The organism is Variovorax sp. FW301-JW7, assembly GCF_058788795.1.
Window position 1 is genome coordinate 92,383 of the sequence record NZ_JBYTBC010000006.1, and the last position, 15,769, is coordinate 108,151.

General features: G+C 70.8%; 16 protein-coding genes. 7 read left to right on the forward strand and 9 right to left on the reverse strand.

Annotation, left to right across the window (positions count from 1 at the left end):
* Positions 1–17: 17 nt before the first annotated feature.
* Complete coding sequence (locus tag AC3WQM_RS17835) at positions 18–1,007, forward strand: Bug family tripartite tricarboxylate transporter substrate binding protein (RefSeq protein ID WP_492680535.1); 990 nt, start codon at positions 18–20, stop codon at positions 1,005–1,007.
* Positions 1,008–1,009: 2 nt separating this feature from the next.
* Here the strand turns inward: AC3WQM_RS17835 and AC3WQM_RS17840 are convergent, their stop codons facing one another.
* From AC3WQM_RS17840 to AC3WQM_RS17870, 7 genes are all read right to left on the reverse strand, one after another.
* Complete coding sequence (locus AC3WQM_RS17840; RefSeq protein ID WP_492680537.1) at positions 1,010–1,372, reverse strand: DUF3325 domain-containing protein; 363 nt, start codon at positions 1,370–1,372, stop codon at positions 1,010–1,012.
* Positions 1,369–2,988, reverse strand: a complete 1,620-nt coding sequence (locus tag AC3WQM_RS17845; RefSeq protein ID WP_492680539.1) for a PepSY-associated TM helix domain-containing protein — start codon at positions 2,986–2,988, stop codon at positions 1,369–1,371. The genes AC3WQM_RS17840 and AC3WQM_RS17845 overlap by 4 nt, the downstream gene beginning before the upstream one ends.
* Positions 2,985–3,287, reverse strand: a complete 303-nt coding sequence (locus tag AC3WQM_RS17850; protein ID WP_492680541.1) for a DUF3649 domain-containing protein — start codon at positions 3,285–3,287, stop codon at positions 2,985–2,987. The genes AC3WQM_RS17845 and AC3WQM_RS17850 overlap by 4 nt, the downstream gene beginning before the upstream one ends.
* A 91-nt stretch (positions 3,288–3,378) precedes the next feature.
* Positions 3,379–5,868, reverse strand: coding sequence for a ferric-rhodotorulic acid/ferric-coprogen receptor FhuE (gene fhuE / locus AC3WQM_RS17855; protein WP_492680543.1), 2,490 nt, complete (start codon positions 5,866–5,868; stop codon positions 3,379–3,381).
* 70 nt (positions 5,869–5,938) lie between these two features.
* Positions 5,939–6,985 (reverse strand): FecR domain-containing protein, encoded by a 1,047-nt coding sequence (locus AC3WQM_RS17860; RefSeq protein WP_492680545.1) that lies wholly within the window; start codon positions 6,983–6,985, stop codon positions 5,939–5,941.
* A gap of 61 nt (positions 6,986–7,046) precedes the next feature.
* Entirely contained in the window at positions 7,047–7,550 is a 504-nt protein-coding gene (locus tag AC3WQM_RS17865) for a sigma-70 family RNA polymerase sigma factor (RefSeq protein ID WP_070062515.1), read from the reverse strand.
* A 113-nt stretch (positions 7,551–7,663) separates the two neighbouring features.
* Positions 7,664–8,413 (reverse strand): SDR family oxidoreductase, encoded by a 750-nt coding sequence (locus tag AC3WQM_RS17870; RefSeq protein WP_492680547.1) that lies wholly within the window; start codon positions 8,411–8,413, stop codon positions 7,664–7,666.
* A 102-nt stretch (positions 8,414–8,515) separates the two neighbouring features.
* Between AC3WQM_RS17870 and AC3WQM_RS17875 the strand changes: the two genes are divergently transcribed.
* Positions 8,516–9,421 carry an AraC family transcriptional regulator gene (locus tag AC3WQM_RS17875; protein ID WP_492680549.1) on the forward strand — a complete coding sequence of 302 codons (906 nt, stop codon included), beginning with the start codon at positions 8,516–8,518 and terminating at the stop codon, positions 9,419–9,421.
* Between the two features lie 22 nt (positions 9,422–9,443).
* On the opposite strand, the gene AC3WQM_RS17880 is transcribed toward AC3WQM_RS17875, so the two are convergent.
* Positions 9,444–11,141, reverse strand: a complete 1,698-nt coding sequence (locus AC3WQM_RS17880; protein WP_492680551.1) for a long-chain fatty acid--CoA ligase — start codon at positions 11,139–11,141, stop codon at positions 9,444–9,446.
* A gap of 388 nt (positions 11,142–11,529) precedes the next feature.
* Between AC3WQM_RS17880 and AC3WQM_RS17885 the strand changes: the two genes are divergently transcribed.
* Together AC3WQM_RS17885 and AC3WQM_RS17890 are read left to right on the forward strand one after the other, a co-directional pair.
* The gene (locus tag AC3WQM_RS17885) at positions 11,530–11,904 is read left to right on the forward strand and encodes a CHRD domain-containing protein (RefSeq protein ID WP_492680553.1); all 375 of its coding nucleotides are present in this window, start codon (positions 11,530–11,532) and stop codon (positions 11,902–11,904) included.
* Positions 11,905–12,010: 106 nt separating this feature from the next.
* A complete protein-coding gene (locus tag AC3WQM_RS17890; RefSeq protein ID WP_489058233.1) occupies positions 12,011–12,451 on the forward strand; it encodes an OsmC family protein in 441 nt (146 codons plus the stop codon).
* Between the two features lie 25 nt (positions 12,452–12,476).
* Here the strand turns inward: AC3WQM_RS17890 and AC3WQM_RS17895 are convergent, their stop codons facing one another.
* Complete coding sequence (locus tag AC3WQM_RS17895) at positions 12,477–13,205, reverse strand: Crp/Fnr family transcriptional regulator (RefSeq protein WP_492680555.1); 729 nt, start codon at positions 13,203–13,205, stop codon at positions 12,477–12,479.
* A gap of 142 nt (positions 13,206–13,347) precedes the next feature.
* Between AC3WQM_RS17895 and AC3WQM_RS17900 the strand changes: the two genes are divergently transcribed.
* From AC3WQM_RS17900 to AC3WQM_RS17910, 3 genes are read left to right on the forward strand one after another with little or no spacing between them, the layout of a single operon-like run.
* Positions 13,348–13,848, forward strand: a complete 501-nt coding sequence (locus tag AC3WQM_RS17900; protein ID WP_492680557.1) for an ester cyclase — start codon at positions 13,348–13,350, stop codon at positions 13,846–13,848.
* A complete protein-coding gene (locus AC3WQM_RS17905; RefSeq protein WP_492680559.1) occupies positions 13,845–14,618 on the forward strand; it encodes an SDR family NAD(P)-dependent oxidoreductase in 774 nt (257 codons plus the stop codon). The genes AC3WQM_RS17900 and AC3WQM_RS17905 overlap by 4 nt, the downstream gene beginning before the upstream one ends.
* Positions 14,619–14,662: 44 nt before the next feature.
* A complete protein-coding gene (locus AC3WQM_RS17910) occupies positions 14,663–15,736 on the forward strand; it encodes an MBL fold metallo-hydrolase (RefSeq protein WP_492680561.1) in 1,074 nt (357 codons plus the stop codon).
* Positions 15,737–15,769: the final 33 nt, after the last annotated feature.

Sequence of the window (15,769 nt, forward strand, 5' to 3'; positions counted from 1 at the left end):
CAACGGAGACAAGACGCATGAAAAAGACATTCCCCTGGAGCCGCCGACAGGCGCTCACGATCGCCGCGGCACTCGCGGCCTGCACGCTCGGCGGCGCCCATGCACAAGGCGCCTGGCCGGGCACGCAACCGATCAAGCTGGTCGTGCCCTTCACGGCGGGCAGCGGCACCGACATCGTCGCGCGCCTGGTCGCCGAAAAGCTGGGGCCCGCGCTGGGCACCAGCGTGATCGTGGACAACCGCCCCGGCGCGGGCGGCACGCTGGGCGCGGCCATCGCGGCCAAGGCGCCGGCCGACGGCAACACGCTGCTGGTGCATTCGGCCGGCCACCTCGTGAACCCGTGGATCTACAAGGGCCTGTCGTACGACACGCTGAAGGACTTCACGGGCGTGACGCCGATGGCCAGCTTGCCCAATGTGCTGGTGACCGCGCCCTCGCACTTCACCGACGTGAAAGACCTCGTGGCCAAGGCGAAGGCCAAACCGGGCGGGCTGAACTACGGCTCCGCGGGCAACGGCTCGGCCACGCACATGAACGCCGAGGTGTTCCGCCTCGCGGCCGGCGTCGATGCGCAGCACGTGCCCTTTCGCGGCACGCCCGAAGCCATGACCGAGGTGATGGCCGGGCGCGTCGACTGGTTCTTCGCGCCGATGGTGTCGGCGCTGCCGCTGATCAAGAGCGGCAAGCTCAAGGCGCTGGCCGTGGGCACCGCCGGCCGCTCGTCCGCCCTGCCCGATGCGCCCACCACCGTGGAGGCCGGCGTGCCGGGCTCGGCCTACCTGTTCTGGGTCGGCCTGTTCGCGCCCGCCAAGACGCCGCAGCCCGTGGTGGAACGGCTGCAGGCCGAGGTCGCGAAGATCATGGTCGCGCCCGAACTGAAGGAGCGGCTGGAGAAGCTCGGCGCCGAGCCCTTCACCATGCCCTCCGCGCAGTTCAACAAGTTCATTGCCGACGAGACCGCGAAGGCGCAGCAGGTGGTCAAGGCCGCGGCCATCAAGGTGGACTGACCTCAGCGCAGCAGCGCCGCCAGCACCGGCGCCAGCCCCGCACCACCGGCCACGGCGGCAGCACCGGCGCCCCACGCCACGGCGCGCGGGCGGTACGGCAACAGCAAGGCCACCGGCAACGCACCGGCCGACAGGAAGCCCAGCCACGCGACCGTCCCGACCGTGGGGCCCCAGGCCAGCACGCAGGGTACGACGGCGGCGACGAGCAGCAACGCACCGATCACGCGCAAGCCCGTGCGCCGTCGCGCAGGCACTTCGCGCCCACGCGTCAGCTGCTCGTGGTGCCGGTCCATGGCAAAGCTCAGGCACGCCATGCCCGCATGCGCCAGCGCCAGGCCAAGCAACGAAGCCCATGCCGTCGTCATCGCGCCGCCTTCCGCAGCAGATGGCGCAGCGCGCCCAGCGCCGCAAGCCCGAAGGCCACCACGCCCAGTTCGACGCCGAGGCTTTCCCAATCACTGCGCAGAAACTGCGCCAGCAAGTGATCGCCCGTGGTCACGACGTTGAGCACCGGCAACAGCAGGCACAGCGCGGCCAGCGCACCGAGCTGCTCGCGCCACGCGCGCGCCGGCTGGCGCACGAAGGCATGCACCAGCGCCAGCGCCCACAGCGCGAAGAAGACCTGCAGTTCGCGGTCCGCGCGGTGCCCGATGCCGACCGGCACCAGCCGGTTGGCCCACAGGTAGCCCACGCAGGCGATGGCCAGCCCGGCGATGGCCGCGACGTTCAGCGCTTCGACCAGCCGGTAGACCCGCGCCGTCGCGCCGCCGAACTCGCCCAGATGCTTCTGTCGGCGCTTGACGATGAACAGCACGGCGCCCGAACCCATCATCGCGGTGCCCGCGAGGCCGCACAGGAAGTAGAGCCACTTCATCGGCCAGCCGCCGAAGGTGACCATGTGCAGCCCGCCCATGGCCGACTGCGCGAGCATGGCCGCGCCGCCGTCGGCGGCGCCCGGCAGGCGCACGCGCTGCACCTCACCGGTGGCGGCCGAGAACTGCACCATGCCGGTGGTGGCACTGAGCCGGCGCGCGGATTCGTCGTCGCCGTTCCATCCGTACACACCGATGCGCGCCCCCGCGTCGCCCGGGTGGTCGATGACGACCGCGCGCACCGGCTGGCCCATGCGTTCCTGGCCGCGCGCCGCGAAGGGTTCGAGCACGGGCACAGGCATCGCGCGGCCGGTAGCGGCGGGCTTGTCGCCGTCGCCCAGCTCGGCCGCGAAGCGCACCTGCGCCTGCGGGCCGGTGCCGTAGTGCAAGACCTTGGGGGCCGGCATGAAGCTGGTGCCCGAGATCACGAGACCGGTGTAGGCGATCATGAACTGGAAGGGCAAGGTCAGCACCGCCACGGCGTTGTGCGCGTCGAGCCAGCTGCGCTGGCCTTTCTTGGGCCGGAAGGTGAAGAAGTCCTTGAAGATGCGCTTGTGCGTGATGACGCCCGACACCAGCGCCACCAGCATCGCCATCGCGGCGATGCCGACGATCCACAGGCCGACGGTGCCGGCGTGCAGCTCGTAATGGAAGTCGACGAAGTGGTGACCGCCCAGCGTGGCGCGTGCCGCGTGGCCGCCGTCTTCCTTCAACGGCTTGCCGGTGGCGGGATCGAGCGCGATGCCCGCGTACTGGCGGTTGGCGTCGAACCAGAACACGCGCAGCTCGCCGCCGCCCTGCGCATCCGAAGGCCACAGCTCCCACATGGAGGCGCCCGGGTGGTGCTCGGCCATGTAGGCCATGCCCCAGGCCAGGCGCTGCGCGCGGTCGGCCGTGGGCTCGCCCTTCCTGGCTGCGGCGGCGGCTTCCTCGGCGTGGTGCTCCGGCGTCATCCAGTGGGTGATGGGCTCGTCGAACACGGCCAGCGTGCCGGTGAGGAACACCGCGAACAGCAGCCACGAGAACCACAGGCCGCACCAGGTGTGCAGCCAGGCCTGGGCCTGGCGAAAGCCCCCTTGCGACGGCGCCTTGGCTTTCTTCGTGCTCATGCCCCGCCTCCCGCGCCGCGCAGTGCCAGGCCGAGCCCGGCCAGCAGCACGGCGGGCAGCAGCAGGCCGGCCCAGGCGCGCCGCAGCGACACGGGCGCAAAGGCCCAGATCACGGCAACGGTGTAGACCGCGAAGCTGAACTGCATGCCCCCGAGCGCGGCCTCGGCGGGGCCGGCCGGCAGCACGGCGGCCAGGAAGACGGCGGCGGCCGAAGCCAGCGCGTAGCCGCCGAACACGGCGGCCGCGACGCGGGACAGCAGCCGCAGGGCGGGAGAAAAGGAGGAGGTGCGGGTGTTCATCGGGGACCGGAAAACGGGGCGCGGACATGCGCCCCTCCCCTACATGACAAACGAGAACGAAAAAAGGGTCATGCCCCCCGCTCTTTCCCGGTCAGAACGCATAGCTCAGCGTCGCCACCGCGTTGCGCGGCGTGCCGAAGTAGGCCTGCCCGTCGATGTTGCTGTAGTACTTCTTGTCGAAGAGGTTCTCGATGTTCAGCTGCAGCGCCAGCTTGGGCGTGAAGGCGTAGCGCGCCATCAGGCTCACGACGGCGCGCGAGCCCTGCTGGTAGCGCAGGTCGACATCGCCCACGCTGTAGGCGTAGGAGGTGCGGTTCTGCCAGTTGACGCCGCCGCCCAGCGTGAGCCGGTGCCACGCGCCGGGCAGCCGGTAGGTGGTGAACAGCGTGGCCTGCGTGGTCGGCATGGCGGTGTTGATGCGGTTGCCGTTGCCTTCGCGGCCCAGCGTGCGCGCGATGCCCGCGTTCAGCTGCCAGCCCGGGGCCAGTTCGCCCGACACCTGCAGCTCGATGCCCTTGCTGGTCACGCCGCGTGCGCCGTAGTAGGCGCCTTCGCTCGAGTTGGGCACGAGCTTCGTGCCGTCGCGCTGTGCCACGTTCTCCTGCTCGGCGCGGAAGACGGCGATGGAGGTGTTGAGCTTGCCGTTCAGGTGCTCGCCCTTGAGGCCGATCTCGTAGCTCTTGCCGGTCACCGGGTCGAGGTACGCACCGCTGGCGTCGCGGTAGTTCTGCGGCTGAAAGATGTCGGTGTAGCTCGCGTACACCGAGTAGTTCTCGCTCAGGTCGTACACCAGGCCCGCGTAGGGCGTGAACACCTCGTGCTTGCGCGTGGCCGGTGCGTCGGCGGTCAGGCGCGGGGAACGCCAGCTGTTCTGGCGCCCGCCCACGATGAGCTTGAGCGAATCGGCCAGCGACAGGCGCGCGGCGCCGTAGGTGCCGGTCTGGCGCGTCTTGGTGATGGCCGAGACCTTCAGCGGGTCCCAGCCCGGCTCGGGGTACGACGCGGCGTTCCAGTCGTAGAAGTTGCCGGTGTCGGGCAACGCGCTGGTGCGCGGGTGGCTCGCCTCCACGTAGCGCGACTGGCTGTTGCTGACGCCCACCACGAGTTCGTGCGTGCGGCCCAGCAGCGTGAAGGGGCCGGTGGCCTGCAGGTCGAGGCTGTTCTGGCGGAACTGGTGTTCGAAGTAGCCCGGCAGCGAGCCCAGGCCGGTGCCGGTGAGGCGGTCGAGGTCGCCGTACAGGTACAGCAGCTTGGCGTTCTGCCTGCTCTGCCGGTGCGAGCCGTTGGCCTTGAACTTCCAGCCGTTGTCGAACTGGTGCGTGAGGTTCGCGAAGGCGGTGGTGGTGGTCGTGTCCCAGTGGGTCCACGGTGTGCCGACGGTCTTGGAGCGGTCCCAGCGCGTGGCCGTGCCGTCGCTGAAGGTCAGCGGCAGGCCGCCCCAGGTCGACGAGGTGGGCCGCGTGGCCTGTGACTCGATGCCCACGCTCAGCGTGGTGCTGGGCGTGAGGTCGGCATCGACCACGCCGTACAGCACGTGCTTGCGGCCGTGGTACATGTCGATGAAGGAGTCACGGTCTTCCGTCATGCCGATGAGGCGGGCGCGCACGCGGCCGTCTTTCGTCACCGGCGTCTGCAGGTCGACCGTGCCGCGGCGCAGGTTCCATGAACCCAGCGCGAGCGACGCGTTGCCGGCGAACACCTTGCTGTCGGCGTGCTTGCGCACCAGGTTCACCGAGGCCGAGGGGTTGCCCGCGCCGGTGAGCAGGCCGGTCGAGCCGCGCACGACCTCGATGCGGTCGTACAGCACCGGGGCGTTGGTGGAGGCGCCGAAGAAGTCGGTGGTGACCGTGGTCGGCACGCCGTCGTACTGGTAGTTGTCGATGTAGAAGCCGCGCGCGTACAGGTCGGTGCGGTCGCTGTCGGAGCTCACCGAGAACACGCCGGGCACGCTCTGCATGGCCTGGCCGAGCGACAGCAGGTTCTGGTCGTCGATCTGCTGGCGCGTGATGACGGTGACCGACTGCGGCGTCTCGCGCGGCGACAGTGCCAGCCCCGTGGCCGCCGCCGTGGCGCGCGTGGTGTAGGCGCCGGTGCCTTCGGTCGTGCCGCTGCGGTCGGCCTCGGCCGTGACGGTGACGGGCGAGAGCGTGTCGATGCCGCCCTGCCCCGCGTGCCCGGCGGTGGGTGTGCCGGCCTCGCGGCGGTTCAGCGTGTAGCTGCCATCGGTGCGCGCCACCACCTGCAGGCCGCTGCCCGCGAGCAGGCGCTCGATGGCTTCGCGCGCGGTGTAGCGGCCCGACACCGCGGGGCTGCTGCGCCCCTGCGTCAGCGCGGGGTCGAACGACAGCGCGATGCCGTTGCCGGCCGCGAAGGTCGCGAGCGTGCGGCCCAGCGGGCCGGCGGGAATGTCGTAGGCGCGGGACGCGGCGGCGTCGAGTGACGACGACGACGCCTGCGCGAAGGCCGGCCCTCCCGCGCCGGCCAGGCCGCCGAGGGCGAGTGCCACCAGGGCATGGCGAAGGACGGTGTTCAGGCGGCGCTCTGCGAACGGGCGCAAGGCGGACGGGCGGGATGCAGACATGGAGACGGGCCTTTCGGTTGGGCAACGGTGAGTTCTTCACCCTCCTTGCCAGCCGAAACGAAAAAAAGTCTCACCCCCGGATCGATATATTTTTCGAAGCGCCCGCCGCGCCTTCTTCGGGTGCCGCGCGCGGCACGAGCGTGACCCAGTAGCCGCGCAGGCGCGTGGCCGCATCCACCGGATAGGTCGACACCAGCATGCGCAGCACGCCGTCGGTGTCGGCCAGCGGAAAGGCGCCCGAGACACGCAGCTCGGCCACCGCCGCGTCGCACTGCAGCAGCCCGGGGCGGTAGCGCGACAGCTCGGCGGCGAAGTCGGCCAGCCGCATGCCGTCGGCGAGCAGCATCCCTTGGGTCCACGCCAGCAGCGAGGCGTCCGCCGGGCGGAAGTCGTCGATGCCGTCGGCCGTGAAGCGGGCCTGCTGCCCCGCCGGCAGCACGCGCGCGGCGGCGCGCTCGGGCGTGATGCGCACCGCGCCTTCGAGCACGGCGATGTGGGTGACGCCGCCCGCCTCCTTGCGCACGCTGAAGCGCGTGCCCAGGGCCTCCAGCGTGCCGCCGGCGCTGGCCACGCGGAACGGGCGGTGCGCGGCGGCGGGGTCGGGCGCGGTGGCGATGAAGATCTCGCCCGCCTGCAGCACCACGCGGCGCTGCGTGCCGTCGAAGTGCACATCGACCGCGCTGGCGGTGTTGAGCGTGAGGCGGCTGCCGTCGGCCAGCCGCAGTTCGCGGCGCTCGCCGGTGGCGGTGCGGTGCCCGGCCATCCAGCCGCGCTCGTCGGCCATCTCGACCGCCTGCCAGCCGAGCCAGCCGGCGGGCACGGCCGCCAGCAGCGCGGCCAATCGGCCGAGGGTGGCGCGGCGGTTGTTCGCGTTGCCGCGCGCAGGTCGCGCGAGCGACGACATCGCCAGCGCCGGCGGCAGGCCGCCGAGCTTGTTCATCAGTTGCTCGGCGCGCGCCCAGGCGCGGGCGTGGTCGGGGTGGCTCTGGCGCCAGCGTTCGCAGGCTCGGCGGTCTTCGTCGGTGACGGCGCTGTCGTGCAGCCGCATCAGCCATTCGGCGGCCTCGTCGAGCACGCGAGGCGCAAGTGCTGACGTTTCGAAATTCATCGCGCTCATCAGAATGCCTTCGTGCTTCGCACTTCGGCGCGCGCTTGCTTGGGGCGGCCCGGCGCGGCGCTCATGCCATCACCGCCAGGCAGCCCCGGAAGCCCTGCTGCATGTAGCGCTTGACCGTGACCAGCGACACGCCCAGCTCGCGCGCGATGTCCTCGTACTTCATGCCGTCGAGCTGCGACAGCAGGAAGGCCCGGCGTGCGAGCGGCTTGAGGGCGTCGAGCATGGCGTCGATCTCGTGCAGCGTCTGCAGGATCACCAGGCGCTGCTCGGGCGACGGCGCCTCGGGCTCGGGCATCACGGCCAGCGCCTCGAGGTAGGCCCGCTCCAGCGCCTGGCGCTGGTACCAGTTCACGAGGATGTTCTTCGCCACGCTCGTGAGGTAGGCGCGCGGCTGCACGATGACCTCGGGGTTGCGCGCCGTCAGCAGCCGCGCGAAGGTGTCCTGCGCCAGGTCGGCCGCGTCGCACGAATTGCCGAGCTTCTTGCGCAGCCACGACTGCAGCCAGCCGTGGTGGTCGCTATAGAGGGTGTGGACTTGCTGGAAGGCGGCTTCGGCAGCGGACATGGCGGGCGGCACGGCGGCGGGGGCTCCGCCTACAAATAAGAATTATTCTCATTTTAAGCAAAAAGGCCGCAGTGCCGCCCTGCCCGTCCTGTCCGCCCAGCGGACAGCGTGGCTCAGGTCGGCCGAGCCGCCGCGAGCGCCACCGCGTCCGCACCCGCCGGATAGCGCAGCGTCGCCCCCGTGTCGTTCGCGGCGCGCCAGACGGCCTCGGCCACGTCGGCCGCCGTGGTCACGGCCGTGGGGTTGCCCAGCGCCGCGAAGACGCCCTGCGCCAGCGCTGCGTAGTCCGGCGGAATCAGGCCCTGCATGCGCTGCGCCCCGTTCTCGGTGAACCGCGTGCCGGGCCCGTAGCCCGGCTCGACCAGCTTCACCCGCACGTCGAACGCCGCCAGCTCGAACGCGAGCGAGGCGGTGAAGCCCTCGATCGCCGTCTTGCTCGCGGTGTACGCGGCCACCAGCGGCATCGGCGCGAGCGTGACGGTCGAGGTGACGTTGACCAGCACCCCCGAGCGCCGAGCCCGGAACTGCGGCAGCACGGCCTGCGCCATGGCCATCATGCCGAAGGTGTTGGTCTCGAACACCTCGCGCACGGTGGCCATGGGCGTGGCCTCGAAGGCGCCGAAAAGACCGACGCCCGCGTTGTTCACGAGCACGTCGATCGGGCCCGCGTTCTCGATGGCGGCGGCGATGCTCTCGGGTTGCGTCACGTCGAGCGGCAGCACGCGCAGGTTCGGCGCGTCGGGAAAGAGGTCGTCGCGCGGCGTGCGCATGGTGGCGACGACGCGCCAGCCCTGGGCGTGGAAGTGGCGCGCGGTGGCCAGGCCGTAGCCGGAAGAGCAGCCGGTGATCAGTGCGGTTTTCAATGGGGGTCCTTGGTGGTGGGTGATGAAGAGCCCCAACGATAGGGACGACCGGCCGGACTTGCTACCATCGAACGTCGCCATTTCTTTTGCAGGAGTCCAGCCATGGCCGATCCCCTGGCCGAGGTCATCGCGCTGCTTCGCCCGCGCGCCGTGTATTCCAAGGTGATCGCGGGCGCCGGCGCCTGGGCCGTGCGCTACACGGCCTTCGGCCAGCCCAGCTTCTGCACCATGCTCGAGGGCGAGTGCATCCTGGCGGTCGACGGCCAGCCGCCGCTGGCGCTGGCCGCCGGCGACTTCCTGCTCATGCCGGCCACGCCCGGCTTCACGCTGTCGGGGCGCACGCCGGCGCCGCCGGTGTTTCTCGATTCGCATGAGCAGGCGGCGCGCGAGGACGCACACAACGAGGTCCGCCACGGCGACCGGAACGGCCCGCCCGACGTGCGCATGCTCGGCGGCTATTTCGCCTTCGATTCGCCCGACGCGGCCCTGATGGTGTCGCTGCTGCCTTCGGTGCTGCACATGCGCGGCGTCGCGCGGCTGTCGCTGCTGGTGCAGCTCGTGCGCGAAGAGTCGATGGCGCAGCGGCCGGGGCGCGACCTCGTGCTCGGGCGGCTGGTCGAGGTGCTGCTGATCGAGGCGCTGCGCTCGGCGCCCGGCGAAGGCGCGCCGCCGGGGCTGCTGCGCGCGCTGGCGGACAGCCGGCTGGCCGCCGCCGTGCGGCACATGCACGCGGACCCCGCGCGTTCATGGACGGTGGAAGAACTCGCCGGCAAGGCCGCGCTCTCGCGCTCGGCCTTCTTCGAGCGCTTCTCGCGCGCCGTGGGCCTGCCGCCGATGGAATACCTGCTGGCGTGGCGCATGGCGCTCGCCAAGGACCTGCTGCGCCGCGGCGGCTGCGCGCCGGCGGAGGTGGCCGCGCGCGTCGGCTACAGCTCGGCCAGCACCTTCAGCACGGCGTTCAGCCGTCATGTGGGCCAGGCGCCGGGGCGCTACGCGCGCCAGCTGTAGCCCGCAGCGGCGCAGGTGACAATCAGGCCGCCGTGCCTTCCTTCTCCTGCAGCAGGCGCCACATCACCTTGCCGCTGCCGCTCTTGGGCAGCGCATCGACGAACTCCACCTTGCGCGGAATCTTGTAGACCGCCATGTTCTCGCGGCACCAGTCGATGATCTGCTGCTCGGTCGTGTCCTTGTGCGTGGCGCGCAGCACCACCACGGCCTTGACCGATTCGCCGCGGTAGTCGTCCTTGGTCGAGATGACGCAGGCCTCCTGGATCGCGGGGTGGCGGAACATCAGCAGCTCGACCTCGGCCGGCCACACCTTGAAGCCGCTCGCGTTGATCATGCGTTTCAAGCGGTCAGTGATGAAGAAGTAGCCCTCCTCGTCCATGCGGCCCATGTCGCCCGAGCGGAAGAAGCGCTTGCCCTCGAACTCCACAAAAGCGGACTTGGTGGCGTCGGGGCGCTTCCAGTAGCCCTGGAACACCTCGGGGCCGTGGATGATGATTTCACCCGATTCGCCGATGGGCATCTCCTGCAATGTGTCGGGGTCGACCACGCGCGCGTCGGTGCTCATGAACGGAATGCCCAGGCACTGCTGCTTGGGGTGGTCCGAGGGGTTGGTGTGCGAGGGCGCGGCGGTCTCGGTGAGGCCGTAGCCTTCCTGGTACTTCAGGCCGTACTGCTCGAACAGGCGCTGCGCCACGGCCTGCGGCATGGCGGCGCCGCCGCCGCCGATGTGGGTCATGCTCGTGAGGTCGTAGCTCGCGAAGTTGGGGCTGGCCATGAGGTCGATGACCATGGTGGGGATGTTGGTCCAGCTCGTGACCTTCCAGCGCGAGATGAGCCGGCCCGCCACGTCGCGGTCCCAGCGCGGCATGATGACCAGCGTGGCCGCCGCGAGGATCGAGGTGTGCATCATGCTCACCACGCCGGTGATGTGGAACATCGGCACCACGGCCAGCACCACCGCCTCCGACGTGGCCTGGCCCCAGAGCTGGCCGGCCATCGCGTTGTGCATGAGGCTCGAATGGTGGTGCACGCAGCCCTTGGGCAGGCCGGTGGTGCCGCTGGTGTAGGGCAGCAGCGCCATGTCGTTGGCGCCCACCACGTGCGCGGGCGCCGCGTGGCCGGCCGCGAGCGCATCGGTCCACGCCATGACCTGGCCGTCGGCCAGCGCGGGCAGCGGGTGGCGCGTGCCGAGCCAGTCGGCCCAGGCCGGCGCGGGGGCGTCGTCGCCGGTCACGTTCGCATCGAAGGCGTCGGTGAACTGGCTCACGATGAGGTGCGACAGGCGCTGCTCGGGCGGCAGCGCGTCGCTGGCCTTGGCCAGCTCGGCCGCGAGGTCACCGGTGGTGATCGCCACCTTGGCGTCGGGGTCGACGATGTAGTGCTTGAGCTCTTCGGCCCGGTTCATCGGGTTGACCGGCACCACGACGGCATTGGCGCGCAGGATCGCGAAATGCGCGATCACCAGCTGCGGGCAGTTCTGCATGTTCAGCACCACGCGGTCGCCGCGCTGCACGCCCAGCGCATGCAGCGTGCCGGCCAGCCGCTCGACCTGGTCGGCCACGTCGCGGTAGCTCAGCACGCGGCCGAAGAAGACCAGCGCGGCCTTGTCGGGGTAGCGCGCCGCCGAGGTGGCCAGGTTGTGCCACAGCGAGGTCGCGGGGACGGTGATCGAATGCGGGAGGCGCTTGGGCCAGAACTTGTAATGCGGGCGTGGTTGCATGGTCTGTGAACAGGCGAAGGAGGAAGGAGAGGGGAAGGAAAGCGGTGCGACAAAGGCGCAATGCGCCAGCCTAAGCCGCACCGGCCGCCGCTCCCATCGGGGAAGCCCCCGGGGCGTCACCTTGGCGACGCCCATTCTTCGTACGTCGGGTAGGCACAGGCGCGTCGGCTATCGTGCGGGCTCCGCTTCACCTGTGCCTGCCATGCCCGATCCCGCCCGCCCCACCTTGCGCCGACGCATCGCCCTCTTCGGTGCCGCACTGGCCGCCCTGGCCGCGGCGGGCTGCTCGCGGGTCCCCCGGTTCGGCATGTCGGCCCCTCCGACGGAGCCGCCGTCCAAGGAACCGCCGACATGGTTCGTGGCTGACTGCTGGCTCGGAACCGAGGACGTGGTCCCGCCGCACAAGGGCAAGGCCGGCGGCTCGGCAGCCGGTACGCTGACGCTGGCCACCGGGGTGTTCGAATGGCGCGTGAACGCCGCGCGCCTGAGCGGACCGGCGACGATCGTCGGCTTCTACGGCCCCGCCGCCACGGGCAGCAACGGCCCGCTGGCGATCCAGCTGCCGCTGCCCAGCGAGGGGGAGCCGCGCAACGACGGCACCGGCGCCGGCTACGAACGGACCGGCACGAGCCGGTTGACGCCCGCGCAGATGGCCGACCTGATGGCGGGCCTCTGGTATGTCAGCGTATCGACGCAGGCCTGGCCGGGCGGCGAAGTCCGGGGCCAGCTCAAGCGCAGCACCTGGGGCGTGCACGGCGGCTGACGTCGCCGCGTGCGATGCGCTCTGCGACTACAGACAGCGGCGACTTTCGGGGCGATACCTGCGGTTCTCCCTCCGAGCAACCCCCACCCCGACTGAAGGAATAGCCATGGCAGCAGACAAGCACGCAAGCGTTCACTGGGAAGGCGCCGGCAAGACCGGCAAAGGCCTGGTCAGCACCGAGACCGGCGCCCTGAAAGACTATCCCTACGGCTTCGCCAGCCGCTTCGAAGACGACAAGCGCGGCACCAACCCCGAGGAAATCGTCGGCGCGGCCCATGCGGCCTGCCTGACGATGGCCTTTGCCTTCGCGCTGGAAGCGGCGGGCCTGACCGCGACGCGCATCGACACCAAGGCCGCCGTGCGGCTGGCCAAGGACGGCGCTGGTTTCAAGATCGACCGCATCCAGCTCGAACTGGACGCGGCCGTGCCGAACCTCGACGAAGCGAAGTTCCAGGAAATCGCCGCCGCCGCCAAGGCCGGCTGCCCGCTGTCGAAGGCGCTGGCGAGCGTGCCCGAGATCACGTTGAAGGCAACGCTGGCCGGCTGACCGCCGACCAGCATGCGCGCCGCGTTCAGCGCGGCGTGGCCGCGTGCCGCTCCAGCTGCGCGCGGTCGAGCAGTTCGATGCTGCGGTAGCGCACGCGCAGCGTGCCGTCTTCCTCCCACAGCTTGAGCTGGCGGTTCACGCTCTGGCGCGACACGCCGAGCATGAACGACAGGTCTTCCTGCGACACGCCCAGCAGCGTGCCGCCGCCGTCCTGCGCCGGCGCGATCGCGCGCGCATCCAGCGTGAGCAGCCGGTGCGCCAGCCGCACGGGCAGCGGCATCAGGATCACGTCGTCGATCCAGGCCAGCGCCTGGCGCAGCCGCAGGCACACGAGCCGGGTGAAGGCCATGTGCACGTCGGGATGGTCGGCCACCAGCCGGTGAAAGTCGGCCGCCGCGACCACGGCCATCTCGGTGGTGTCGACCGCGCAGGTGTCGTAGACGCGCTCGCGCCCCACCAGCAGCGAGACCTCGCCGAACCAGTGGCCCGGCTCGAGCATCGCGATCACCGCCTCGCGCCCGCCCGACGCCACCACGCTCACGCGCAACGAGCCGCTGACCACGCCGAACAGCGCGTCGGGCGACGAGCCCTTGTGGAACAGCGATTCGCCGCGCACCAGCGTGCGCCGGTGCGCCACCGCGAGCAGGCGCTGCTGCACATCGTCGGCCAGCCGCATGTCGCTGTTGTGCACGGGCGAAGGCTGCACGTCCGGCTCGTCGGGGCTGGCGCTGGCAGAAGGGGAAGAGCGTGGCATCGCGGGTTTGTCCGGGGCCTCGATTGCCAACACCGGACAGTCTGGCTTCGAGGGGCTGTCGATAGTACGCAGGCCACCCGGGTCGACGCATTCGCGGCAACCCGATGTCCCCCGTCACCCCTGTCGCATGGAGCACACCCCGATGACCACACTGACCGACCTGCAAGCCCGCCGCGAGCGCCTCGTGCTCGACCATTTCGCCGACGAGACCCGCCAGGACTTCGACGCGGTGCTCGGCACCTTTCCGCACCCGCACTACGAGCTGATTCCCAGCGGCGAGGTGCATGACGGCATTGCCGACGTGCGCCAGTACTACACCGACACGCGCCGCGCCTTCCCCGACCAGCGCCACGAGATCATCCAGCTGCGCCATGCCGACGATTCGGTGATCGTGGAGTTCTGGCTGCTCGGCACGCACCGCGGCCCACTCAAGGGCCTGCCGCCGACGGGCAACAGCTTTCGCTGCCGCATGAACGCCTTCTTCATCTTCGAGGGCGACCGGCTGGTGTGCGAGCGCGTGTACTTCGACACGCTGACGATGCTGCGCCAGCTGCTCGTGGGCGTGCCCCCGGAGATGGTGGGCGGCCTGGTCGCCGACCTGCTCGGCCAAACCGCCCCGCGGGCCGAGGCCGCCACGGCATGACCGACGCGCTCGCCCGGCCACTCGAAGGACGCCATGCGATCGTGACCGGCGGTGCACGCGGCATCGGCCTGGCCATCGCGCGGCGCTGCCTCGCGAACGGCGCGAGCGTGGCGCTGTGGGACGTCGAGGCCGCAACGCTGGCGGATGCCATGGCGCAACTGGCGCCGCTGGGCACCGTGGTCACAGCGTTGGTCGATGTGCGCGACGAAGACCAGATCGCCCGTGCGGCTGTGCAGTCGCAGGAACGCTTCGGCCGCGTCGACGTGCTCGTCAACAACGCGGGCGTGCTGGGGCCGACGGTGCCCGCGTGGGAGCACACGCCCGCGCAATGGCGCGACGTGCTCGACATCAACCTCACGGGCGCCTGGCTGTGCTGCCGTGCCCTCGCGCCGCTGATGCTCGCGCAGCGGCGCGGGCGCATCGTCAACATCGCCTCGGTCGCGGGCAAGGAAGGCAACGGCTTCAACGCCGCCTACTCGGCCTCGAAGGCCGGGCTCATCGCGCTGACCAAGTCGCTCGGCAAGGAGCTGGCGTCGTCGGGCGTGCTGGTGAACTGCATCACGCCCTCGGCGGCCGACACCGCCGTCTTCGCGAGCGTGCCTGCCGAGCACCGCGAACAGCTGCGCACCGCCCTGCTCTCGCGCGTGCCGATGGGGCGCTTTGTCGAGGTCGACGAGGTGGCGGCGATGGCCGCGTGGCTGGCGTCGGACGAGTGCTCGTTCAGCACCGGGGCGGTGTTCGATATCTCCGGTGGGCGCTCGATGTACTGAGCGACGAACCCACAAGCCCACGCATCCAGACACAGGAGACCCCCATGACCCGAGACCCCGACCCCACCGGCTTCGCGCAGATCACCGAACTCGACGGCACGCGCCACGCCGCCCTGCCGCAAGACCGCCTGCGCGCCATCCGCCGCGGCGCCGAAGCCCTGCGCGAGCGGCTGCTCGACGCGCCGCCGGTGCACTTCGCGCGCAGCTTCAACCTGCTGCGCATTCCGTATCCCGCGTGGTTCGCCTTCACCGGCGTGTACTCGCAGCAGCTGCTCAAGCCGCACATGGTGCATCTGCTGGCGCGCACGGTGCTCGTCCAGTACGACGACTTCGAAGGCCGGCTGCGCACGCTGCTCTTCACGCCGGCCGACTTCGAGGCCGGCAACGAGACGCCCTACTTCAAGCGCCTGAGCGACCAGACACCGAAGTTCCTGCACAAGGCGATCGCGCCGGTCTACCAGACCGTGCTGCAGGCGCTCGCCGGCTGCGGCGTGGCGCCCGAACAGATCGACCACATCACCTACGACCACCTGCACACGCAGGACGTGCGCCGCTGGCTCGGCAGCGCCAACGCGCCGGGCCTGCTGCCGAACGCGACGCTGCTGGTGCACCGCCAGGAGCTCGCGAACGTGCAGGGCCTGCTGCCGGTGCAGGCCGAGTGGTACTGCCCGCACGGCCTGGACGGGGTTCCGGCCGAGCGCGTTGTCGCCTTCGACGGCAGCCTGCAGCTCGGCCCCGGCGTCGCGCTGGTGCACACGCCGGGGCACACCGAAGGCAACCACTCGCTGGTGTACCGCACGGGCGACGGCCTGCGCGTGAGCAGCGAGAACGGCGTGTCGGCCGACAGCTGGGCGCCGCTGCAGTCGCGCCACAACGGCATCCGCCGCTATGCGCAGGCCACGGGCGCCGAGGTGATCCTCAACGGCAACACGCAGGAAAGCAGCAACGACCAGTACCTGTCGATGGTGCTCGAGAAGACGCTCGCGGGCACCTCGGCGCTGCACGGCTTCAGCAACGTGGTGCCGTCGGCCGAGTGCTCGCCGCACTGGCTGTTTCCCGGCGCGCCCACGAGCCACCTGTGGGGCGAAACCAGCTTCGGCGCGCTCGTTCGGGCCTGACCCGACGGCACGCGCACCACGACCAAAAAGAAA